Origin of the sequence: Adhaeribacter arboris, assembly GCF_003023845.1 — a bacterium.
Lineage (GTDB): Bacteria > Bacteroidota > Bacteroidia > Cytophagales > Hymenobacteraceae > Adhaeribacter > Adhaeribacter arboris.
Genome location: NZ_PYFT01000001.1, coordinates 596,704 through 619,801, shown reverse-complemented (window position 1 = coordinate 619,801; position 23,098 = coordinate 596,704). Strand labels below are relative to the sequence as shown.

At 37.2% G+C, this 23,098-nt stretch carries 18 protein-coding genes and 1 pseudogene; 6 read left to right on the top strand and 13 right to left on the bottom strand.

The window, feature by feature from the left end:
* Window position 1 precedes the first annotated feature (1 nt).
* The 5 genes from AHMF7605_RS02595 (at window position 2) to AHMF7605_RS02575 (ending at window position 6,849) form a co-directional block, all read left to right on the top strand.
* Entirely contained in the window at window positions 2–1,156 is a 1,155-nt protein-coding gene (locus tag AHMF7605_RS02595) for an aromatic amino acid lyase (RefSeq protein WP_106926159.1), read from the top strand.
* A 21-nt stretch (window positions 1,157–1,177) separates the two neighbouring features.
* Window positions 1,178–3,088, top strand: a complete 1,911-nt coding sequence (locus AHMF7605_RS02590; RefSeq protein WP_106926157.1) for a T9SS type B sorting domain-containing protein — start codon at window positions 1,178–1,180, stop codon at window positions 3,086–3,088.
* Window positions 3,089–3,348: 260 nt separating this feature from the next.
* Complete coding sequence (locus tag AHMF7605_RS02585) at window positions 3,349–5,346, top strand: PAS domain-containing protein (RefSeq protein WP_106926155.1); 1,998 nt, start codon at window positions 3,349–3,351, stop codon at window positions 5,344–5,346.
* A gap of 125 nt (window positions 5,347–5,471) precedes the next feature.
* Window positions 5,472–5,807 (top strand): YbaB/EbfC family nucleoid-associated protein, encoded by a 336-nt coding sequence (locus AHMF7605_RS02580; protein WP_106926153.1) that lies wholly within the window; start codon window positions 5,472–5,474, stop codon window positions 5,805–5,807.
* Complete coding sequence (locus AHMF7605_RS02575; RefSeq protein WP_233218904.1) at window positions 5,797–6,849, top strand: glycosyltransferase family 2 protein; 1,053 nt, start codon at window positions 5,797–5,799, stop codon at window positions 6,847–6,849. The genes AHMF7605_RS02580 and AHMF7605_RS02575 overlap by 11 nt, the downstream gene beginning before the upstream one ends.
* Window positions 6,850–6,866: 17 nt before the next feature.
* Here the strand turns inward: AHMF7605_RS02575 and AHMF7605_RS02570 are convergent, their stop codons facing one another.
* Window positions 6,867–7,085: a PspC domain-containing protein gene (locus AHMF7605_RS02570; RefSeq protein WP_106926151.1), complete on the bottom strand. Its 219-nt coding sequence runs from the start codon at window positions 7,083–7,085 to the stop codon at window positions 6,867–6,869.
* A gap of 444 nt (window positions 7,086–7,529) precedes the next feature.
* On the opposite strand from AHMF7605_RS02570, the gene AHMF7605_RS02565 reads away from it, so the two are divergent.
* Window positions 7,530–8,513: a pyruvate dehydrogenase complex E1 component subunit beta gene (locus AHMF7605_RS02565; protein WP_106926149.1), complete on the top strand. Its 984-nt coding sequence runs from the start codon at window positions 7,530–7,532 to the stop codon at window positions 8,511–8,513.
* A gap of 183 nt (window positions 8,514–8,696) precedes the next feature.
* Here AHMF7605_RS02565 and AHMF7605_RS02560 read toward each other — a convergent pair whose 3' ends face one another.
* The 12 genes and pseudogenes from AHMF7605_RS02560 to AHMF7605_RS02500 form a co-directional block, all read right to left on the bottom strand.
* Window positions 8,697–10,079 carry an undecaprenyl-phosphate glucose phosphotransferase gene (locus tag AHMF7605_RS02560; protein ID WP_106926147.1) on the bottom strand — a complete coding sequence of 461 codons (1,383 nt, stop codon included), beginning with the start codon at window positions 10,077–10,079 and terminating at the stop codon, window positions 8,697–8,699.
* A 69-nt stretch (window positions 10,080–10,148) separates the two neighbouring features.
* Window positions 10,149–11,291: a glycosyltransferase gene (locus AHMF7605_RS02555; RefSeq protein ID WP_233218902.1), complete on the bottom strand. Its 1,143-nt coding sequence runs from the start codon at window positions 11,289–11,291 to the stop codon at window positions 10,149–10,151.
* A gap of 176 nt (window positions 11,292–11,467) precedes the next feature.
* Window positions 11,468–12,202 carry an FkbM family methyltransferase gene (locus AHMF7605_RS02550; RefSeq protein ID WP_158267439.1) on the bottom strand — a complete coding sequence of 245 codons (735 nt, stop codon included), beginning with the start codon at window positions 12,200–12,202 and terminating at the stop codon, window positions 11,468–11,470.
* Between the two features lie 64 nt (window positions 12,203–12,266).
* On the bottom strand, window positions 12,267–13,520 hold the full coding sequence (locus AHMF7605_RS02545) for an O-antigen ligase family protein (protein WP_106926143.1): 1,254 nt from the start codon (window positions 13,518–13,520) through the stop codon (window positions 12,267–12,269).
* A gap of 7 nt (window positions 13,521–13,527) precedes the next feature.
* Window positions 13,528–14,646 (bottom strand): glycosyltransferase family 4 protein, encoded by a 1,119-nt coding sequence (locus tag AHMF7605_RS02540; protein ID WP_106926141.1) that lies wholly within the window; start codon window positions 14,644–14,646, stop codon window positions 13,528–13,530.
* A complete protein-coding gene (locus AHMF7605_RS02535; RefSeq protein WP_106926139.1) occupies window positions 14,633–15,913 on the bottom strand; it encodes an O-antigen ligase family protein in 1,281 nt (426 codons plus the stop codon). Before AHMF7605_RS02535 ends, AHMF7605_RS02540 begins: the two co-directional genes overlap by 14 nt.
* Before the next feature lie 47 nt (window positions 15,914–15,960).
* Window positions 15,961–17,091, bottom strand: coding sequence for a glycosyltransferase family 4 protein (locus AHMF7605_RS02530; RefSeq protein ID WP_106926137.1), 1,131 nt, complete (start codon window positions 17,089–17,091; stop codon window positions 15,961–15,963).
* A 34-nt stretch (window positions 17,092–17,125) separates the two neighbouring features.
* A complete protein-coding gene (locus tag AHMF7605_RS02525; protein ID WP_106926135.1) occupies window positions 17,126–18,070 on the bottom strand; it encodes a glycosyltransferase family 2 protein in 945 nt (314 codons plus the stop codon).
* Window positions 18,071–18,103: 33 nt separating this feature from the next.
* A complete protein-coding gene (locus AHMF7605_RS02520) occupies window positions 18,104–19,450 on the bottom strand; it encodes a polysaccharide biosynthesis protein (protein ID WP_146153497.1) in 1,347 nt (448 codons plus the stop codon).
* 79 nt (window positions 19,451–19,529) lie between these two features.
* A complete protein-coding gene (locus AHMF7605_RS02515) occupies window positions 19,530–20,624 on the bottom strand; it encodes an N-acetylneuraminate synthase family protein (protein WP_106926130.1) in 1,095 nt (364 codons plus the stop codon).
* Between the two features lie 6 nt (window positions 20,625–20,630).
* Window positions 20,631–21,271: pseudogene (locus tag AHMF7605_RS30390) on the bottom strand (HAD family hydrolase).
* A gap of 1 nt (window position 21,272) precedes the next feature.
* Complete coding sequence (locus AHMF7605_RS02500) at window positions 21,273–23,081, bottom strand: thiamine pyrophosphate-binding protein (RefSeq protein ID WP_106926125.1); 1,809 nt, start codon at window positions 23,079–23,081, stop codon at window positions 21,273–21,275.
* Between the last annotated feature and the right edge of the window lie 17 nt (window positions 23,082–23,098).

Here is a 23,098-nt window from a genome sequence, read left to right as displayed (position 1 = left end):
AATGGAAGAAATATTCCGGCTTCAACCCGAAATTCCGCTCACCATTGAAATTATTCAGGATATTCTTTCTCAACAAGTAAGTCTCAAATATTCAGTTGAGCCAAGGGATAAAGCTGATGCGTTTAATAATTATTCTGAAAGAGAGGGTTTAACTTCCGAAGAATTAAAGAATTTTGCTATTGGGTTGGGCTTAGAAGTTCCGGCAGAAATTACGCGCGTCATGCTTTTGTTACTGGCCGACTTCTTCGCGAAAAACCCGCTACCTTTAAATTCCAAAATTATTAGCCGGATACTGGAATTTTACGAGTTTGAAATTCTTCCGCAAGTTTTCAGTCAGGGACTTGCCGTTTCTCCGACCGCCCATTTGCTGATGCCGGTATTTGGCCAGGGCAAAGTATACTTCCAAAATTACTTACTAAATGCCGCTGATGTGCACGATATTTTTAGCTGGCAAATCAACTCCTGGCCCGAAAAGTTGCCGGCCACCCTGCCGCAAGCTTCTTTTTTAGGTTGGGGTAGCTTGGTATACAATTTTATTCAGTTCAAGAAATTATTTAGCTATTACCAAATTTTGCTTCCGGAATCTCCGAATCTATCCTCTACAGAAAAACTTTTCCCGGCTCAAATAGAGCATTTGCAAAGTCAGTTAAACGAAGCCCTGGCTTATCCGCAAACGCAACAAAAGCACCTCAGCGGTTTAACCTGCCAATTAGAGAAATTACTGGCTAAATTTGGGGAACATATTACAGAAAGCTTTTCCGAAAATAGAAATAATAATTCTACGCTTTTTACTTTAAACGAAAACTTGTCTGTGAAGGCAGAGTACTTGCTTGCTTTGCTGCAAACCTTAAGCGAGGAAAATTTAATTATGTACGAAAGCGGCTTTGACACGAATTCCGGGCCTTCGACTAATTTTATTCGTCATTTTTGGCTACAACCTTACCAGATATTAAAAAACCTGGAACATATACTGGCCCTTGCCACCATTTTACAATTAACTACAACAGACAGTTTAAAGAAAAATATAAATTCAGAAGAGAACTTGCGGGCAGTATACCGAAATCAGGTAATTGACGTTTTAAAGGAAACTGTTTTTGCTGAACTCATCCGGAAAACGATTTCGTTTATCTATGCCCGTGTTACAACCAACCTTTAAACTTTTACATTTTTTTGTTTATTGCTGCTTAGTCTTTTATTCGGCACAAAACTACAAGCCCAAACAAATTGTCCCGAGAAATTTAAAGCTTATAATGCCAAAGGCTTGGAAGTAAACATCTTTTGCGTAGGTGAAAAAATTCGATTTAAATCTTGCTCAACTAACGCCCAACCCGATAAAGAATATTACGACGCTAACAAAAACGACGGATTAGCTTTCCCGGACACGACGAAAAGCGTTACTTATAATGCGCCGGGCACTTACACCGTTACGCAATTAATTAATACGGGCTTGCCCGGTAATAACCAGTTCGAGCGAACATTTACCGTATTAAACACTCCCCCACCCACCCTCACGAGTTTTACCTGCGCCTTCAATAAAGTTAATTTTAGAATTACGGATGCGCATTACGATTATTACCGCCTTAACTTCGGCGATGGTACTGAGCGGCGGGTTTTACCGGGCAAAGACACTAGCTACCAATATAAAAATGCCGGCACCTATCAGATTAGTATTAAAGCGGCGTATCGTAATGCTACTTGTACCGTCGAGAATACAGTAAAGGTACAAACCTTACCGGCTATAAACATTCCGGAACTACAAAGCCTGCAAATCACTCAATACGCCGTGAGTCAGGGCAGTTTAATTTTGCAAGCCTCCAGTTTACAACCGGACTATAATTATTTCATTGAACGAGCCCCGGTGGGTAGCACCAACTTTCAGGAAATACAACTACTTTCCTCCGTTCCCGTTTCCGGCACTATTACCCTCACCCATACCGATACGCGTACCCCTTACCAATACCGCCTACAGGTAACAGATTCTTGTGGTACTAAAACCGGTATTTTCTCCCAGGTGCTGGTATCGCAACCCATTAAAATTACTTCCGCCGAAAAGGCTTTACAAATACTTTGGTCACCGTACCCCAATACAACTGAAGTAGTAAATTACCAAATCTTTCGCGACAACAAGCTACTGCAAACTTTGCCGGCTGCCGCTACTACTTATCTGGATGCAGCCGTAGCCTGTGGTCGCCAGTATTGTTACCAGGTAGTCGCGCAATTAATTTCTAACCGTAGTTCGCGCTCTAACGATACTTGCCAAACAGGTGTGGCTACCGTGCCGCCCCAATACGGCTTTGCTCTGGCCTCCTTTAACGCGCAAAATCAGGTAGTATTAAAATTACTTATCCCAACAAACGAAACCTTAGCGGAAGTAAGCTGGCAAAAGAAAATAAATAATGGGCCCTTCGTCAATCTCGGTCAAGTAAAGCAAACCCTTTATCTGGATAGTGCCTCTTTTAACGAAAATAATCAACCTTGCTACCAGGCTACTTACACGGACTCTTGTGGACTTACTTCGGCGGTGAGCAATCAAACTTGTCCGGTTATTTTAAGTGGAACGTTTCATTCAACGGAGAACCGGGTGAATTTGCGCTGGTCGGCTTTTGTGGGCCTTACCGCTGCTCCTAGGTATACGATTGAAGTATCGGATGATGCTACCGGTCAACTGCTTAGTTCCTCCGAAGTGGGAAGCAATACTACTTTTACGGATAGAAAACTAAATACGACTAGTCAACTTTTGGCCTATCGCATAAAAGTTACTACTGCTAATTCACCGGAAATAAGCTATTCGAATAAAATACGCGTCGCGCAAGCTTTTACTGCCACCATACCCAACGCTTTTTCGCCGAATAGCGATGGCTTGAACGATATTTTTGAAGTAAAAGGCCGGTTTATTCAAGCTGTTCGCCTCAAAATTTATAATCGCTGGGGCCAGGTTATCTTCGAAAGCAAAAATCCCGGCGAAGGCTGGAACGGTAAAATAAACGGCCAGGATGCCCCCGTAGGAACGTATATTTTCTCCTTTACGGCGCAAGACCTCGATGGTAACACGATTCAGCGAAAAGGCTCTGTTACTTTAATCAAGTAGTAGTTTGTTTTTAGTTGTTCGTTGTTAGATAAATAATACTTAAATGTCAGTGCATGACAATAAACTGTACTGATAAAGTATCAGATGAAAGTATTTAGGCCTCATTTCTAATTTTTTAATTTAGCCAAGCACTAGCCAATTACCCAGGAACTACCTTCTTTTTTTTGTAATTCTAATAATAGTAGTATTTTTAGTTAGTTTTTCGCGCTTATTGGAAGAAGTATCTTCTTAAACTTTCATACATACTTATTGTTGTAACCATGGCTAAAAGAATTGCACTGGTTTACTTAGTTCTGGGGCTGAGTTGGATTACTTTTAGCAGTTGGACTCTGCAAAAAATGGGTACTATTTTGCAGCTTTCGATACAACAGATTTTCTGGCTGGAAAGCTGGAAGGGGTATGCGTATGTTACCGTTACGGCTATAGTTTTATACGGTTTTTTGCACCGCCTGTTCACGAAACGTCGTAATGCGGACAAGCAATTCCGGCGGCTTTTCGACGACAATCCGAACCCCATGTGGGTGTTTGATGCGGAAACTTTACGTTTCCTGGCTGTAAACCGGGCCATGCTCGAAGAATACGGCTATAGCCAAGAAGAACTGCTTGGAATGACCATTAAAGATATCCGGCCAGCGGAAAGTATTGAGGCGCTGGAGAAAAGATTACAGGAAGAAATTCCCTCCTACTCTAAAAGCGGAATCTGGTGCCATCGGCGCAAAAATGGCGAATTGTTTTACGTGCGCATTTACTCTAACACTACGGAATATAATGGCCGCAAATGCCGGCTGGTAATGGCCTTCGATATTTCTCCCATTATCCACGCGGAGCAGGAAAACCGGATATTAACGAACCGGTTGGCAAAAAAAGAACGTCACCTGCGTTCGCTCATTGATTCTCAAACTACCTTCCTTATCCGGATTGATACCCAGGGGCAACATACCTTCGTGAACCAAGCTTACTGCCAAAAGTTAGATTACCGCCCCGAATCCATAATAGGGCAGCCATTTACGCAGGATACGCACCCAGAAGATCAAAAATACTTTGAGGATGTAATAACTAAATGTTTGCGGCAACCAGGGCAAGTTCAGCCTTTAATTATTCATAAATACAACACAGCCGGTGAGATTCGGATATTGGAATGGGAATTTGTTGCTATAAAAACAGTTAACGCTAAAATTACCGAGTTGCAGGGTATGGGCCGGGACGTTACGGAAGAATTTAAATCCGTCGAGAAAATCAAAGAATATACCCAGCGCATCAATGATATACTGGAAAGTATTACGGATGGCTTTTATGCCATCGACAAGAACTGGAATTTTACTTACGTGAATAAAGAATTTGAACGCATCCTGCACTGTAAGCGGGAAGAGATTATGGGCAATTCTCTCTGGGATCAATTTCCGGAGCTAAAATCGCTTAAATTCTACAGCGAGTACCAGCGGGCCATGACCGAGCAGGTAAAAGTACAGTTTGAAGAATATTATCCGCGTTTCCGGAAATGGTTCGGCGTATCGGCTTATCCATCCGTGGACGGCTTGACCGTTTATTTTCAGGATATAACCCAGGAAAAATTAGCGCAGGAAAAAGATTTTGAGAACACGCAAAATTTAAATGCGCTGATAAATAATCCCAATGCGTTAATTTGGTCGGTGAACAGAGATTATCAACTGATTACGGCCAATCAACCCTTTTTGGAACAACTGGCGCTTACTACCGGCCGGTACTTGCAAAAAGGCGATAGTGTTCTCTACCCGAACTTAAATCCGGAAATAAATGCAAAATGGATAGCTTTATACGAAAGAGCGTTTCAGGGCGAAATTTATACGGTAGAAGACCAGTTAATCACCGCGAATAAAGAGGTAAATTACGTAGAAATAAGCTTTAATCCTATTCGCGACCGCGATGGCAATATCACCGGTACGGGCTGCTTTTCGCGGGACATTACCGAAACGAAACGGCACCAGTTAAAAATTCAGGAACAAAACGAAAAATTAAAAGAAATAGCCTGGATTCAATCGCATAAAGTGCGGGTTCCGGTAGCAAACATTCTAGGCCTCATTCATGCTTTTAATTACAAAAACTTAGCGGATCCGTTTAATCTGGAAGTTTTGGCTAATCTGAACATTGTTACGCACGACCTGGATACCATTATCCGGGATATTGTAAATAAAACGAATGAAGTAGAAGACAATCCGCATAAATCGCCCAATAATAAGTTAATGCTGGGCGACCGGATCAGTACCCGCATAGCTCCGTAATGTGAAAAAGATAGTTCTATTTTTGACTCGCACCTTCTTGTCTCCTGTTAACCGATAGGTATTATTTTCGTAAATTCTTACCTTTGCTCCGCTAAGTTTATTTTTAACTAAAAACCGTAATTGCCATGTTTGATATGTTTTCTATGATGGGTAAAATAAAAGAGGTCCAGGCTAAGATGAAAGAAGCCCAGGATAACCTTCAGTTTATTACGGTAACCGCGGAGTCAGGAGCAGGCATGGTAAAAGCAAAAGCGAATGGCTTACGTAAGTTAATTTCCTTAGAGATTGATGCCTCTTTATTGAACCAGGAGGATAAAGAAATGTTGACCGATTTAGTAGTAGCTGCCGTTAATAAAGCCTTAGACGAAGCCAGCGATAAAGCACGCGACGAGATGAAACGCCACACCGAAGGCCTTTTACCTAATATTCCGGGTTTAGATTTAAGCAGCCTTGGTTTATAAACCAGCTCCTACTATTGCGATTGTACTATTAAACTGGAACGGGCAAAAGTTTCTGGCGCAATTCTTACCTTCGGTAACCGCAAATTCCATTGGTCATTTAATTTATGTAGTAGATAATCACTCTACGGATAACTCTGTTGCCTACTTACAAGAAAATTATCCTCAAATAAAGTTAATTCAACACCACCAAAACCTGGGTTTTTGCGAAGGTTATAACCAAGCTCTAAGGCAAATTAGAGCCGATTATTACGTGTTATTGAATTCGGATGTAGAAGTAACGGCCGGATGGTTAGATCCATTAATTACCTTAATGGAAAGCGATGCTACTATCGCTGCTTGTCAACCGAAATTAAAATCTTACCAACAACGCGATTATTTGGAGTACGCCGGGGCAGGAGGTGGCCTTTTAGACCGGTTCGGTTATCCTTTTTGCCGGGGCCGCTTATTTAACTCTTTAGAAAAAGACGAAGGCCAATACAACGATATATTGCTGGTATTTTGGGCTACCGGTGCTTGTATGTTCGTGCGGGCAGCTACCTATCACCAAATGAAAGGGTTAGAACCCGCCTTTTTCGCGCACATGGAAGAAATAGATTTATGCTGGCGTTTCCAAAACAAGGGTTATAAAGTAATGTATTGCGGCCAAAGCGAAGTGTATCACGTAGGAGGAGGAACTTTACCGGCATCTAATCCGCGAAAAACGTTTTTAAACTTCCGGAATGGTTTGGCCTTGCTTTACAAGAATTTTCCCGCTCGGGGATTTTATTCTACTTTATTTACCCGCCTCGTTTTAGATTGGATAGCAGCCTTAAAATTTTTATTGAGTGGGCACCCGGCAGATAGTTGGGCCGTATTAAAGGCGCACCGAGCCGTTTGGCAAAACAGATCCTATTGGCGACAAAAGCGAGCAGAACAATTTGGCTTAGATTTACCTAATTTATCGGGTTGGTTTAATGGCAGTATTGTATGGGAATATTTTATCCGGCGAAAAAAATCGTACCGCGAATTAAAATTCAAAAGGTTTACTTCATTCAGAAATTAAGTAAGTGCTAGTAAGATTTAAAAATCCCAAACCGTACTTTTCTGCCGACGCAAACATTTCTGAATATTTAGCCAAAAAGCCAGCATGAGGTAAATAAGAACCGGTGAGCCAAAAGTAAGGAACGATAAATAAATAAAAGACATCCGGATACTGCTGGTGGCAAAACCTAGTTTTTCGCCTAAAGCCGTACAAACGCCAAATGCCTGCGACTCGATAAAATATTGTAACCGTTTCATTTATACTGTAAATTTATACTATAAAACACAAAGCTAAAACCCGATTTTTACTTACTGCTTTCCGTCTACTATTTCTGCTTTAGTTTACTAATACGGAAAACAGGTAAGAATAATTTTAGTTTCCAAACGAATCAAGTTCTTTTGCCAGGTATATTGTATGTACTACTTACCAGGTACAAGGTTGCAGAATACCCCGACACATTGTCTTTGGGTCAAGCATTGCTCCTGCATAAAATAAAAGTAAGTTTTGGCTGGCTGTAACTTGCTTTTTCTTCGTACTAATCACAAAATTTAAGGCTACATACTGTAAGTATTTCAGAAAATACGTAGTTTTGATTGTTAAAAAAGCGAATGTTGCCTTTCCGGATTTTAATTGATTTTTCTAGGATTAGCTAACAGAAGGAGCTTGTAACATCATCTTAGCTAGAATAAAACAAAATTTAAATGCGAACAATTCAGTTTAGAGAGGCTTTGCGCGAAGCCATGACCGAAGAAATGCGGCGCGACCCTAGTATTTTTTTAATGGGCGAAGAAGTAGCCGAATACAACGGAGCTTATAAAGTAAGTCAGGGAATGCTGGATGAGTTTGGTCCTCAACGGATTATAGATACTCCCATTGCCGAACTTGGTTTTGCCGGAATAAGTATTGGTGCCGCCATGAACGGCCTGCGCCCGATTGTTGAATTTATGACCTTTAACTTCTCGCTGGTAGCCATTGATCAGATTATTAACTCGGCGGCAAAAATGATGTCGATGTCGGGAGGGCAATACCGGGTGCCGATTGTTTTTCGGGGACCAACTGGTAGTGCGGGCATGTTGTCTTCGCAGCACTCGCAGAATTTCGAAAACTGGTTCGCCAACTGTCCTGGTTTAAAGGTAGTAGTTCCCAGCAATCCGGCCGATGCCAAAGGTTTACTTAAAGCTTCTATCCGCGACGAAGATCCAATTATTTTTATGGAATCGGAACAAATGTACGGCGACAAAGGCGAAGTGCCCGAAGACGAATACATTATCCCTATCGGGGTAGCTGATATAAAACGCCCCGGCAAAGAGGTAACTTTAGTATCGTTTGGTAAAATGATGAAAGTTGTTTTAGCCGCCGCCGAAGAACTCCAAAAAGAAAATATATCTGCTGAGGTAATTGATTTACGTACCGTCCGCCCGATTGATTATAAAACCGTAATTGAATCGGTGAAGAAAACCAACCGGCTGGTAGTAATAGAGGAAGCCTGGCCATTAGCCTCTATATCTTCGGAAATTGCTTTTCATGTGCAGCACAATGCTTTTGATTACCTGGATGCTCCGGTAAAAAGAGTTACCTGCCGCGATGTGCCTTTGCCTTACGCTCCTACTCTCATTGAAGCTTCCTTACCTAACATCGAACGTACCGTTAAAGCAGTTAAAGAAGTTCTTTACCGAAAAGGGTAAGTAAAGAGACACAAGTACCAAGAGATTAGACTTTTTAATTAAAACACTGCGTTACTCTATCCTGTTGCGTAATGCAACATCAAAAGTATTAAATGGATTTAGTCCAGTTAATTGATAATTTTTAATAAAAACAAAAAGCCGGAATTACTCAACTCCGGCTTTTTGTTTTTGGGCTAACTACGTTTAAAAAGCGTTTTCTTCGCCTTTAAACATGTTATGGATGGTTAACATAATAATTTTAATATCCAGTAAGAAAGTCCAGTTCTCAATGTAAAACAAGTCAATCTTTATTCTATTCTTCATTTGGTGCGGCTCGGAGGTTTCCCCGCGGTATCCTTTTACTTGCGCCAAGCCGGTTACCCCAGGTTTAATTAAATGCCGCGACATGTAGCGCCCGATTAATCGCCGGTACGTTTCGTTTAATTTTACTGGGTGCGGTCTGGGTCCTACCACCGACATATGCCCCAACAAAACATTAAAAAACTGCGGCAACTCATCTAAATTAGATTTCCTTAAAAACTGGCCTATTTTTGTAACTCTGTCATCGCCTTTAGTTGCTTGTTTGGTATCTGCCTCTTCATTCAACCGCATACTTCTAAATTTATAACAAACAAAAGGTTTATTATCCCGTCCATTTCGTAATTGCTTAAATAAAATTGGTCCTTTGGAATCCAATTTTATCAACAATCCTATGATTGGTATAAGCCAAGAAAGAATAAACACAATTACTAAAAACGAGAATACTATATCAAAGGCCCTTTTCACTACCATATTGAAAGAATCATCCAGCGGAATAGGACGGAGATTCATAATAGGAAGTAAATCATAAAAATCTACTTCTAACTTGCGCGATTGAATTAAGTTAGCTTCCGGAATAAATTTTAGGCGGATCAAATTATCTTCGGCAAAATCAATAATATTGGTTACCTGGTTGCTGTTGAGTTCAAAAGCCGAGCAGTAAATTTCATCTACTTCATTATGCAGCACGTATTCTTCCAGCTCCTCAATTTGCCCTAAGTATTTGCTCGTATGTTTCGAATTATCATCAAAAAACCCTAAGAACCGGTAACCTGTATCGGGGCGGGATTCAAAATATTTTCGTAGTTGGTTAGAAGCCTTACCATAACCCGCAATAACTACTTTTTTAAAGTTACCCCCTTTTATGCGATGGTATTTTAACAAATAAGTAAGACCTACCCGCCAGCTAACCATCAGAATGGTTAAATACAGGTAAGAGTAAGTAAGGAATTGTCGGGAGAAAAAGTAAGGTTTGGTGATGTTTAAGGAAGCTTCTACTAACAAGATATATAAAATAACTTGTTTAATAAGATTACTTATAATAGATGTAACCCGGGTTACCCGCTTGATATTGTAAGAATTTAAAATAGAGGCAGAGGTTATCCAGGCGAGATTACAATACAATAATAAGCTTAAAAATTGAGATTCTACAAAATTATCGAATCCTTTAAAACGACTTATGTACCCGGCCAGCGCTGCTAAGTTTAGTAAAACTAAATCACCTAAAGAATTTATTAATTTAATGTACTTCTGATTCTGGCCTGCCATTAATGTTAAACACCTCTTTTTTGGGCAAATCTATTAAAAAATTGCCTTAGTGTTCGAAATGATTTTTAATTAGCTCTTAATAAAGCTTTTGCAAATATTCTGGTATTTAGTTTTAACAAAACTCTGAATAGCTTCTATAAAAGCTTCTTCCTCAAACCGGGAGGCATTTTTACGGATAAAGTCAGGATTGAAATCCAAATAAATATCTTCCATTATTTTTACGGCTTGCCGCAAAGCCTCCACACTTTGTTCCTGAAAGAAAATAGCCGTACTTTTTTGAATTGCATCTTTCAAAGGTATCATCGTGCTTAAAACTCCCCCGGCACCGTACGCGATAACGGGCCTACCCGAAGCATTGGCTTCTAATGGGGTAATTCCAAAATCTTCGTGCTGCGGGAACACTAACGCCCGGCATTCTGCATAGAGCTTACTTAACTCCGAACCGGATAACCCACTTTTAAATTGAATATTATTTTTTGACTTACTTTTTAGTTCGCTTTCTTTTGTACCTGTACCTACAATTATAAGGGGTAAGCCTAATTGGTTAAAAGCTTCAATCGCCAGGTCAACCCTTTTGTAATATTCTAACCGGGTCACCATTAAGTAGTAGTTTTTTGGCTCCGAAGCCACGTAGAATTGTTTGCTACTAACCGGAGGATATATCACTTCAATTTCTTCTTCTACCTTATATTTATCTTTAATCTTATAACTGGTTTCAAGGGTGTTAGCAATAAAGTAGTTAGTGCGCTGAGCCGCTTTAAAATCGTAATGCTGAAGAATGGCAATAATAGACATTAGCATTAATTTCTTAAAGCCTTTAGCCTGAACAAATTCCGCATAAGATTCCGGGTACCAAGCAAGCCGGAAAGGTTGGTGACAATAATTAATAACTAGGGCTTCGGGAGAGACTTTAATGTATTTAGCACAATAGGTAGAAGATAGTAGAACAACGTCAAACCCGGTTACATCTACCTGATGCATGGCCATAAGGCCAAAAGGAAAAAACAGCTTTTTCATTTTGTTTTCGTCTTTGGCCAGCTTCTGATACCAGGAAGTAATTACTTTACAATTTTTAAAATCCGGATACGTACTTTCCGGATCATAAGCCAAAGTAAAAATAGGCGCTTTCGGAAAAGCATAATGAAAACACCGTGCTACCTGTTCTGCTCCACCACGCCGCATTAAATCATCGTGCACAATGGCTAATTTCATTAAAACTTTGCTTTAATCTTTTATAAACTTAATAACTAAGAACTTGCTCCATGCCTCATACACATACATTTAAATTGATAGAGAATAAGAACGATGTATAAAAGTTAATAAAGCGGCTATCTTAGAAATAAATAATGTTAATAATGAAGAAAAAAATCTTTATATAACTCTTTACATTACCACGTATGCAGCATTACGGGAGCTCCCGCTCTTTCTTCAATACCTTTAACCTTAATTTTATAATCAGGATGGATTTTTAGTAAAAATTCTCTGATTTGATTGGCATGTTCTGCTTTGTGATAAGTAGTTATTGCCACTTTTGGCCTGGATTGCTCAATGGTTTTTGTCGCTCCTTTTAGCATATCCATTTCGTATCCTTCCAAATCAGCTTTTAAATAATCTATTTTAATTCCTTTATTAAAAAACAAATTATCAATTGTTTCTATTTTAATAGGTACATTTCCCTTATCACTTATAGCCGAAGAAATATCGTGGTCGTTCATAAAAGCATTACCGCTTTTATCAGACAAAGCACAGGCAATTATTTCTACATTTTGAAATTTGGCAAAGGTTAATTTCAGTGAATGAATAAAGGAAGGTAGCGGTTCTATTGCGTAAACTTTTGCGCACCTATTCGCAACTATTAAACTAAATAATCCTTCGGCTGCACCACAATCCACTACCACATCTGACTTGACTACCTGGGTTTCCGGAATCTCGTAATAATGCCATTGCTTTTTATCTGTACTTTCGGTAATTACCTGGTATAAAGACTTAACAGGCATATTATCCGGATAATATAAAACGCCAATATTTTTTATATCAACTATATATTGTCCATTTTCATGCAGTATTTCTGAAATAAAGGGTTTAGCTTTTAAGTCACAGGTTTTTTCAAAAACTTTTGACAATAATTCGGCAAAAGAAATATCGTTTTTACTATTTAAAAACCAATGCTTAGCTAAGGCAACTCTCCTATTCATGTAAGGTTATACTTTCTGGATTATTTTTAAAATTAAAGAATAAAATGGAGTTAAAGAAAGAATAAAATATAATCCCAACTTGCCTCGACAGAATACTTTCGGTTAAACAACAAAGGGTAAATAAAATCAGAAAGGATAAATGCAAAAAATTACCTCTTTTAAAAGAAATTATTCCGGGCAACAGTAAACTACTTAAAAAGATAATAAATCCGCCAAGGCCGTTATACAGCGTTTCTTCTATAAACTGATTATGAGAATTCATTTTACTTTCATAAACCCATAAATTCCTTGTTTTATAACATTCTTGCAGTTTATTCTGAGAGTTGCCCGATCCTACACCATAGAGCCAATTATTATCGGTGTTTAATACTTTGAAGGCACAACCCCAATTTACGTATCGGGTATTTATGCTTCCTACTACCAATATATTGTAATCATTAAAAGAGAAGTCTTTGCCTGCCAGCACATTGCTGATATTATTTTTTATAGAAGGCGTTTTTTGATAAACTAACAAGGCCCCCATTATTAGTATGGCAGTTAAAAGTAAAGAATAAATATAGAACCGCTTATATAAAAGCCACACCAAACCAGATAGAACAACAGTTATAGAAAATGAAATCAGAGCCATTTTGGCATAAATAATACCGGCAAAAAACAATAGATAAACTATTATTATAAAACTAGCCAGCTTAATAAAAAGCTTGTCTTTAACTCTGAATAAAATTAAAAGAGCAATCACAGAAAAGGCACAAAACAACCCAAAATACGGACGATGAATTAATAAGACATCAGCTAGATCATTAAGATCGTTTTGAGGTGCTAACAGATTGTTAATACCTATAGAATAAGTAGGAAGAGTACTAATTGATAAACTAAAGATAAAACAAAATATGATTCGCTTGATTTGAAGAAGTGTTAAACCGGGGCCGGTGGCTATAATAACAGGTAATAATAAAAGAGCTAACTTCTTTATTAAAACTTTCTCCGCAATACTACTTCCGCCCCTGAATAAACCACTAAGATTAATTAAGTAAAAAAGTATAAACAAAAATAAAACTAGTTTCTCAGATTTGGTAAGGGTAAAAAATTTAGATTTACCGTTAAAAAGCAACCAACCTAACAGCAATAAAATTATACTAATGCTCACAAACTGAATAGAAAAGTATTCAGTAAAAGGAAGCAAGAGAGCAATCAATATTAAATTAATTTCGTATAAAACTTTATAATTGCGAAATTTTAAAATCATAAATCCTTTAGTTAGTTAAAATAATTTCTTCCATCCTATTCGCCGTATTCTGCCAGTTATAATTAGCTGTTAAGTAAAATCCTTTTGTCCGTAATTCTTCTTGCTTTAATTTATCATTTAAAATTAAATGAATAGATTGAGCTAACTCTTCCAAATCATAAGGATTAAAATACAGAGCTGCCTCTTTACATACTTCCGGCAAACTGGAAACATTTGATACCAAAACGGGACAACCACATGCCATAGCCTCAATGGGCGGTAACCCATAACCCTCGTAAAAAGATGGAAAAACAAATAAATCAGCGAGATTGTAAATTACAGGTAAGTCTTGACTTTCTACAAATCCGGTAAAAATAATTGCATCCCTTAGTTGCAAGCGTTCTATTTCATTATCTAAATTCAAGTCATTAGTAATAAAGCCTTCTTTTTTACCAACAATTACCAACTTATCTATTTCACCAAAACTTTCAGCTTTTAACAAAGCAAATGCTTTTATTAAAGTTATTAAGTTTTTATGCGGCTTCACATTACCAACATACAGAATAAACTTCTCTGGTAGCTTGTACTTAATTTGAATACTTTGCTTTTCAGATATGCTATAAGTTTTGAAAATGGATTTATCAACTCCCAGCGGAATAGTGTTTATTCTATCTTCTTTTACACCAAAGAATTTAACAATCTCTGATTTTGAAAAACTTGATACGGTAAAAATTATATCAGATAACTTTAATGCACTTGCCAGAATCCATTTTGCGTATAATCTTTTCATAATACTGAAATTAGCAGCCAGAGCAATATGATTCACATCATGAATGATAGTAATTCTTTTTTTTGCTCTGATGGGTAAAAGCGGCACATTGTAATGCGGCGAAAGAAAGTAATCGCACAAAGGAATTTTACTAAAAAAATCTAATTGCTCTTTTAAAGAATAAATTTTTGTAGCGAATTCAATTATTTGAATGGAATCTATCCAACTAAATTGTTGCAATACAGCACGTTTACCCAATAAAATAATATCAAATTTACTTTTTAGTAAAGGAATTACATTCTGGCAAACTGTTCCTATACCAGAAGTGTCAATTAATCTGGCATCAATTACCATCAAAGGTTTATCATTCCTCTTCATTTGCTAAATTCTCTTCTATAGCATCCGGAGCTGCTAAGGCTAAGCCAATTAAAAACCAGATATATAAAAATTGAAGCTGTATCCCCAACAAACAAATCAGACAGAATATGATAATTGCATCTTGAGATATAAGTGAGTAAGGGGCATATCTTTTATAGATTTGCCATAAAAGAAAGATAAACAAAACAAACCCAATAACTCCGTTTTCAATTAATAAGGTTATTATTCCTCCTAATCCGGGCAAGTCCCATCCTTGCACGGGAGGCATACCATTAAGGTAATTAGGATCATTTCTAACTAATGAGTAATTTCCTAAACCTATACCTAATAATGGATGGTGCGCTACCATTTTCGGAGCAATTTTAATAGCGGCTGTACGACCCATAATTAGGGTTTCATCTTTTTCTCTATCTAATAATTGTTGCTCAAAGTTTTTAAGAGTTATTACATACCCGCTGGCTATTTTATAGGAGAGAAACAGAAAAACAGGAAGAACAAGCAAAAATATAATATATTTCATCAGCTTGGTATGCCTGAATTTTCTGTAAAATTCAAATGAAAGCCATCCCAAAACAGCAATCATTCCGGCCTTAGATTGGGCTAAAAGTATTATTAGTATATAAACAGATTTCTGAAGATATTCTTTTTTGTTTACTAAAGTAGAAAGGCAAAAAAGAAAAGCAAACATTAAACCTAAAGGCCCGCCTTCTACATAATATCCTCTTAATCGTAAGGTATAAGTAGGCAAGTAAGGAGTAGTATCGTAAATAATGGTTGATTCTCTGTAAGAAAAAATATTTAAGTAATAAAATAAAGAGGCAAACAGGAGAAATAAGGCAAAATAAAAATTTAACAATAAAACCGAATTAATTATTACTTTTAAACTTACCTGATTGTCTCTTAAGTAATTAATTGTTTTGTAAACTATTACTGCAAATACTAAACAAGAAATCAATTCCAGAAATCTGGATATACTAATAAAATAAGGCTTTCTTAAAATACTTAAGCTTTCAATATCAAAGTAAAACGTTTGAAAATTATTTTGAATAACTGTTGTGATTAATAAGAAACAAAAAAACAATAAAAAATAAATTACATATTTATTTAAAGTCTTTATGTTATAAAGCAGAAATGGTAAACAAAGAAGGGCTAGTAATTCGTTAATTTTTATATTGTAAAATTTTATTTCTGTTAATTGAAAAGAAATAAAACAGAAGATTGTAAATGCTACTAATGCTAACTCACGTTTATTTAAAATTAATTTCACCCTTTAATTATTATGAGTTTTAATAATTTATATACAAATGATATAACTTAACTTTTCTCATTGTTTATATAAGAAAATAACTGTTTTAATACTAACTCTGCTTCATATTGCTTACTGCGCTCTAAGCCTTTCAAGCTATATCCTTCGCGGTTTGAAAGCACTTTAGTGATTGCGTTTACCCAATCGTTTACATACCAGGAGCGTACCGTTTCTCCTGCTCCTTCCACCACCTCAATCATTGCTGAATTATGGGGTGTAATTACCGGGCAGCCACAAGCCATTGCTTCTAATTGGGGCATCCCAAAGCCTTCGTTAAGCGATGTTGAAATAAAAACAGAGGCAAGATTATATAATTTAATTAAATCTTCAGTAGGAACAAAGCCCAGAAATAGTACATTTTCTGAAGGGTAATCTTTACTCTCTACAATACTACTGATTTTTGTATTGCCCCACCCTTTTGCTCCAACTACCAGCAATTTAACTTCTAAATGCTTAATAGAAGGCATTAATTTCAAAAGAAACTCTAAATTTTTCCGGGGCTCCAGGGTACCTACAAATAAAATAAATTTAGAATTTACTTTATACTTGTTTAAAAGCTCAGCCTTTTCTTCGGGTGAAACGGTAATTGGTTTAAATAAGGTTTTATTAATGAAAAAACCTGTAAATATGTCTTTACTATTTCTGGCTTTATAATATTTTTTTATGGAATGGGTAGTGTAATAAGAATTTGCCCACAATTTATCTGCTTTATTAATAGAATAATCTTGCAACAGATGCGCGTAAATTCTTCCGATTAAGGACATAGTACTTTTGAATTCCTTGTTAACAATATCATGAACAGTTACAAGCGTTTGTATTTCGTTGCGTAAAAAAGGGGGTAATAAAAAAGCGGGCGACCAGTATAAATCGGGTTTAATTTTGTTAACAATAAAATTTGCTTTGGTTAACAACCATAAGAAAGAAACCTTTTTAAATAATAGTAAAGGCTCAATAATTACTTTAACATTAGCACGGTAAATTATCTGTTTAGCTATTTCCGGATGAAATTCTTCGTTGGATAAAAGAAAAAATTCCCAATTAGTAAAACACCTCGAAAACTCATTGATAGAAGCCACTAAGAAATTTGGGATTCCGGAAGGAGCGTTTCTTAAAGCCCTACAATCAATTGCCATTTTCATAAATACTTTTTTAAAAGCTAAACCAACATCTGGTTTAATCTTTTTTTTCTATATTTTTAATAAATGGATACAGAAGTCCAATACCTGCTAAATAGAATATACTCGCTAATAAACCCGGAACGGAGTATAAGTAAAATACTTTGAATAAGGAGAAGAAACTTATTTTTTTCTTAAAAGCATGCAGGGTAAGTCTTGCTAAAGTAATTAACTTCTTTTCTCCGTTATATACATCAAAAAAGGCTTTTCTTCTATCCGAAAATTGCTTCATTAAAAAGCTTGTGTTTACCCAGCGGTCGAGCCAATCATCATAATTATAGCCGGCACGTCCAACTGAAGCCGTTACAATCCGGTTCTTGGCCAAATAGATAGGCTTGTTTTCTGTATAAAATTTAAAAGCATAGACCAAATGTGGGTACCAGTTACGAATATTCTGGTAGGCTGCGTCCAGGCTATCGTAGAATACTTGCGTACGAAACAAACCAGCAGGCACAAAACTAGCATTATTAACAAAATGGTAACCCATAGTCATTAATTCTTTGGGCGTAGCAGTAATTCCGGCTGGTTGCCAAGGTTTAATACCATGCCCTCCCATGTGTATCAAATCTACCTTTTCTTCTAATACAACATCAATAACATCATCACAATTAGTAAAGTCGAATTCATCATCGTCGCAGATGAGCCAGGTATACAGGCCGTTACTTTTTTCGGCCGCTCTTAGTATATTAGCATTACCCCCAATATTGAGTTTATTTCTTTCATAAACCATATTAGGGAAACAGGATATATGCCGCTGAACTACTTCTGGAGTTTCGTCAGTGGAACAATTATCCAGGATGGTGATTTTGCAAAAATAAAAAGGGCAACCCCGCAACTGGGTTAAAGCATGATCTAGAAATTGCGCACGATTGTAAGTAAAAAGAACTAATTCTAATTTTTGAGCTAACTTCTTATATTTAGACATTAACACGAGTTCTTCCATAGGTAAATTTTCGCTTGGAAAAATTTAATTAGGCTAATAACTATGCCAAGCTTTTCTTTTATGCAGGAAAGTATAACTATTCCAGGGTAAGCCAACAACCAGATTTAATAAAAAGTACATTACCACTACTGTTTCTACACCAAAATAACGACCAGCCACGTAGGTACTTATACCAGTTAAGATAGATCCCACTACCGAATTTAATAAAAACGGTTCTTTCTTATGAGCCCTCAAATAAATTGCCTGGCAAAAAGTAATCTGATTTAAAATGTTTATAAAACCTAAAATAGCTAATAGTTTAATGGGAAGAAACCGGGTACTAATTGAAATATCCAAACTTTGCAAAAAGTAAATAACGGCTACTAAGGTAAAAGAGGCGAAAGCAACAACAACCAAAGATTGAATGGCGGCTTTAAAAAAGATTCGATCTAGTTCTTCAAATTCTTTCTTAGCAATTAGAACAGAAAAAACCGGTATTTTAGTGTTAACCCATGCCATTGCTACTAAAGACACGCCATTAAAAGCAGCTAAACTTATTCCCATTTGACCAGCAACCGCAGCACTTTGAAAAGTGAATAAAACCGGGTTGAATAATTGAAAAATTAAATATCCACTCAACCAGCTTATCGCAATTTTCCATTGAAAGGGTAAAATTTCCTGCTGCCAGTTAATTTTATAATCTGAGATTTTAGAAACCCAGATATCTTTTAAAAAGATGCGGTTAGATTTAAGATTTAACCAAATTAAACCCGATAGGAAAGAAATAGCTACTCCTACGCCTAAAGCATATAGCCGGAGTCCTAATGCCAGGGAAAAGCCAATAAAAATATAATTTGATAAACTTTGATATACACGATAAAGCGCCACTTCTTTTACTTTACCACAGCCTTCCAGAAAAGAAAAAACAGGAGTAATAAATAGAAATAAGGCCGTACTAATGCATAATAGAATCCAAGGTCCTAACCAATTAACCTGTTCTGTATTTGCTTGATTAGCCGAGAAAAAAAACCAACCTAAAGGTAAAAGCAATAAAACCAAACAAATTGAAACTATTCGATACCATTTTACAGTGAAATGTAATAGCGAAGACAAACGTGACTTTGCTTTAAAATCACCTTCAAAGATGTTATTGTTCCAGGTTAGCCAGGCAGTTTCATAACTGGCAAAATGGATGATTACGTAGGAAAGCCCTAATTCAAAGAAAACCTGCAGGGCAGTAATACTACCAAATGTATAATAAAAGCCTTGTTCTTTGCTACTAAGAAAATAAGATATAAGAACAATAATGAGAACACTTCCAAGAATGCTTACACTCTTGCCAGCAACGGTGAAAGCAATCGTCTTATTGAATCCTGTTTTCTTTATTAATCTAAGTATCAAGACAATTTAGTAAAATAGAATGAAAAAATAAATGGAATCTACCGCATAATAGATTCCATTTCAATAAATTATAATAAAATTATAATCCTCTTTTGTAGATAATGTTTTTTAAAGATTCATTACCGGCATACGGAGAATCAATATCATCTATTTTAACGGCTTGGTCGACCTGTAAATCGGTAAGTAAGGTCTCCCCCGACATTAACTCCCGGCAAGAAAGCTGCCCTTTTTGTAAAGGAATAGATAAATAAAAATCTTTCTCTACATTTTCATGCGTAATGGTATACCCTTTTTCAAGAGTCCGTTTAGCATACACTCCTCTTACTAATGCATCTAAATATTTAATTTCTTTCTCTGGTGGATTTCTTTTGGATATTCCCGGTGCGCCACACATTTCTTTGGCTTTGTTAAATGCTTTAAACCAGGTATCAGCCTGATGAGGTAAAGTACAGTAAGGAGAAACCGGTATTCCGTCGCTTTCAATATCAATGTGCCGTTCAAACGTACGGGCACCTTTGGCGTAAGCCATCATAATAGAAGAAGTCCAATCGGTATATTCATGCGTGGAATACCCAATTACTAAATCAGGATAACGATTCTTTAAAAAATCAATTTGATTTAATTCTAATTCATAATCCTCGGCTGGATAAATAGAAACGCAATGGTTAATGGCCAACGGAATATTACGGTTCGTAAAAAAAGTAACAAAATCGTCCATATCTTTTAAGGACGAACCACCCGTAGAAACAATAACTGGTTTTTTAGTTTTCGCTATTTTCTCAATCAAAGGCCAGTCATTTAAATCAGAACTGGCAATTTTAATGATAGGAATGTTTAATTCTGCGCATAAGTCTACGGAAGCCTCGTCGAAAGGAGTAGACATGGGAATACAACCACTTTTACGAATAGCATCGACTAAAGTACCATATTCTTCCCGGGATAATTTGGTGTCTAAAGTCTTTTTAATGTACCGGATATCGGTACGGTTCTTAAAATCTTTATGAATAAAATTATCTACATCCCGGAACTGTAATTTTATAGCGGCTTTAACATTGTTAAACCGAACAATCTTGGCAAAATCATTGATTATTTTCAATCCCCGCTCTACACTTCCCCAATGGTTATTTGCCATTTCCAGGACAAATAGATCTTCGAATATATTTGTATTAATCATGAAAAATTAATTATTAAATATCAATGTAAGTAATTGTTCCGGATGGTTTATGCTATAAACCTGGTTTGTATATGCTTTGCCGTATCCGTATACAGCTGCTACAAAATCTATGTTATTTGACGCTGCAGCCTCTCTATCATCTTCTGAATCGCCGACAAAAATAGTTTTTTTAGCCGGCATTTGATACTTATTCATTAAAAAAGATAAAGTTTGCTTTTTTACGGTAAAGTTGGCTGAATATGAATCCGGAGAAATAATTTCGGTAAAATAATCGGCTAAGTTGAAATAGTTTAAAATTTTTAAGCTTGGTACCTGCCTTTTGTTCGTTACAATAAATAAATTATGTTTCTCTTTTTTAATTGCTCAAGCGTATTTATTACACCTTCATAGACCAAAGTGTTTTTCCAGCAAATGGTATCGTAAGCAATTTTAAACTCTCTCACTAACTCGGCTAAAATAACTTCATCATCGAGTTGTAAGGAAAGAGCAAATATTTTATGAATGGGAGGCCCAATCAGATTTTTAATATCGGGCACGATTCTATCCGGCAAGACATGAAGCAGGGCTTGCTGGTATGCCTGCTCTATGCCCGGAAAAGAATCTATTATAGTACCGTCTAAATCAAAAATAATATTTTGGAATATCATCTTAGAACTCAATAGCCGGAATAAGTAGGTTTTGCATCAGATCTTCTTTTTCCAGAAAAGGGAACATATCTTCCAAGGGCGCAGAAACCATCCGACCGTCGGGCAATTGTTTGGAACTTAGTTTAGGCTCAAATAATTGTTGCTCATCTAAAATAACGTTAACCAAAGCGGGTCCCTCGGCAGCTAATACCTTTTCAAGCGTATCTTTAAAATTGTTTCCTTCTATCCGGAACGACGGAATACTGTAGGCATTGCCAATTTTCTCCATGTTAGGGAAACTTACGCCACTTTCGGGGCCACTACCTACCGCTTGTTTAAAAAAGCTGTTTTGGGTTGATTTAATAGACAAGTAACCGCCATTATTTAAAACAAAAATTTTAATGGGCAATTGGTAATGAACTACCGTTTGAAGTTCCTGAATATTCATTTGAATGCTGCCATCGCCCGCTAAACAAATAATACGCTGCCCTTTATTGGCTACAGCTGCACCAATCGCCGCCGGAAGATCATAACCCATGGAAGCAGAACCAGAATTACTAAAAAGCCGCTGACCTTTAACAATATAAGAAGTTTGAAAAGTAACAATACAAGCAGTAGCATCGCCGCAAACAATTACATCTTTTTCGTTAAGCTGCCGGTTAAGAGTATGTAAAAAGTAATAAGGGTTTAAATTTTCACTTCCATTAATGTGTTTGGCCTGCAAAACCGGGTACTTCTCTACTCTTTGTTTACACCAGTTAAGCCATGATTCAAACTTAGAGGCATCGTAGTTTAATTGATCCAGTTGGCGATTCATTTCCTCTAAAAATACTTTGGCATCGTAGTGCAGGGGCAGGTCTACCTTAAAAGTAGGTTTACTTAGCTCGGCCAGGTCCACATCCACTTGTATTTTGTACGCACAACGGGCAAAATTATCCCAATTATAACTCACCTGCCGGATGGGCATCCGGCTTCCTACTATTAATACGGTATCGGCATTTTGAACCGTAAAATTACCCGGCCGATCGCCAATAGTGCCTTGTTTACCGCAGTACAAAGGATGGTCGTGCGGAAAAACATCGTGGGACCAGGCGGTTGTTACCGGAATACCTAATTTATCGGCTACCTGTTCTAATAAATCGGTGGCTCCGGCTAAACGAATGCCGGTACTTACCACTAAGGCCGGCCTTTCTGAATCTTTTATTTTTTGAATAACCCGCAGACAATAGCCTGGTAAGTTGGTTAAGTCAAAAGCAATTTCATCTTCTTTCTTATCATACTCGAAAAGGTCTTCCTCGTTAATCATACTTCCCTGTACATCCACAGGTATATCGAGCCAACAAGGACCGGGACGACCAGCCATAGCCAGGTGTAAAGCTCTTTGCAAATGGTATTTAATAGAGTTAGGCTCTGTAACCAGCACGGCGTACTTAGTTATACCTTGCACCATCCGGATAATATCTACTTCCTGATCGCCTAATTGCCGCAACCCCGGTATGTTGTACCCCGACATTAAAGTTTCCCGTTTTACCTGGCCGGATAAAACTAAAAGCGGAATAGAGTCGGTCCAGGCGCCAAAAACCCCATTAAGAGCATTAATGCCACCCGGCCCGGAAGTAACGTTTACCACTCCTACCGAATTTTTTACGCGCGCGTAACCTTCGGCAGCCATGGCAGAGGCCTGCTCATGGTGATTACAGATATAATTAATTCTTTTTTCTTTCCCAATAGAATCATTCAAGTGCATCGCACCGCCACCCGTAACCAGAAAAATATCGGAAACTCCCTTATCGGCTAAATACTTAAAAATAAAATCTGATAGTTTAATCATTCTTATTTAATCGTAAA

What these genes read in the sequence shown, in the direction of transcription:
- AHMF7605_RS02595 (WP_106926159.1), top strand. Translation starts at nt 2, where the DNA reads ATGGAAGAAATATTCCGGCTTCAACCCGAAATTCCGCTCACCATTGAA.
- AHMF7605_RS02585 (WP_106926155.1), top strand. Translation starts at nt 3,349, where the DNA reads ATGGCTAAAAGAATTGCACTGGTTTACTTAGTTCTGGGGCTGAGTTGG.
- AHMF7605_RS02580 (WP_106926153.1), top strand. Translation starts at nt 5,472, where the DNA reads ATGTTTGATATGTTTTCTATGATGGGTAAAATAAAAGAGGTCCAGGCT.
- AHMF7605_RS02570 (WP_106926151.1), bottom strand. Translation starts at nt 7,085, where the DNA reads ATGAAACGGTTACAATATTTTATCGAGTCGCAGGCATTTGGCGTTTGT.
- AHMF7605_RS02565 (WP_106926149.1), top strand. Translation starts at nt 7,530, where the DNA reads ATGCGAACAATTCAGTTTAGAGAGGCTTTGCGCGAAGCCATGACCGAA.
- AHMF7605_RS02560 (WP_106926147.1), bottom strand. Translation starts at nt 10,079, where the DNA reads ATGGCAGGCCAGAATCAGAAGTACATTAAATTAATAAATTCTTTAGGT.
- AHMF7605_RS02555 (WP_233218902.1), bottom strand. Translation starts at nt 11,291, where the DNA reads ATGAAATTAGCCATTGTGCACGATGATTTAATGCGGCGTGGTGGAGCA.
- AHMF7605_RS02545 (WP_106926143.1), bottom strand. Translation starts at nt 13,520, where the DNA reads ATGATTTTAAAATTTCGCAATTATAAAGTTTTATACGAAATTAATTTA.
- AHMF7605_RS02540 (WP_106926141.1), bottom strand. Translation starts at nt 14,646, where the DNA reads ATGAAGAGGAATGATAAACCTTTGATGGTAATTGATGCCAGATTAATT.
- AHMF7605_RS02530 (WP_106926137.1), bottom strand. Translation starts at nt 17,091, where the DNA reads ATGAAAATGGCAATTGATTGTAGGGCTTTAAGAAACGCTCCTTCCGGA.
- AHMF7605_RS02525 (WP_106926135.1), bottom strand. Translation starts at nt 18,070, where the DNA reads ATGGAAGAACTCGTGTTAATGTCTAAATATAAGAAGTTAGCTCAAAAA.
- AHMF7605_RS02515 (WP_106926130.1), bottom strand. Translation starts at nt 20,624, where the DNA reads ATGATTAATACAAATATATTCGAAGATCTATTTGTCCTGGAAATGGCA.
- AHMF7605_RS02500 (WP_106926125.1), bottom strand. Translation starts at nt 23,081, where the DNA reads ATGATTAAACTATCAGATTTTATTTTTAAGTATTTAGCCGATAAGGGA.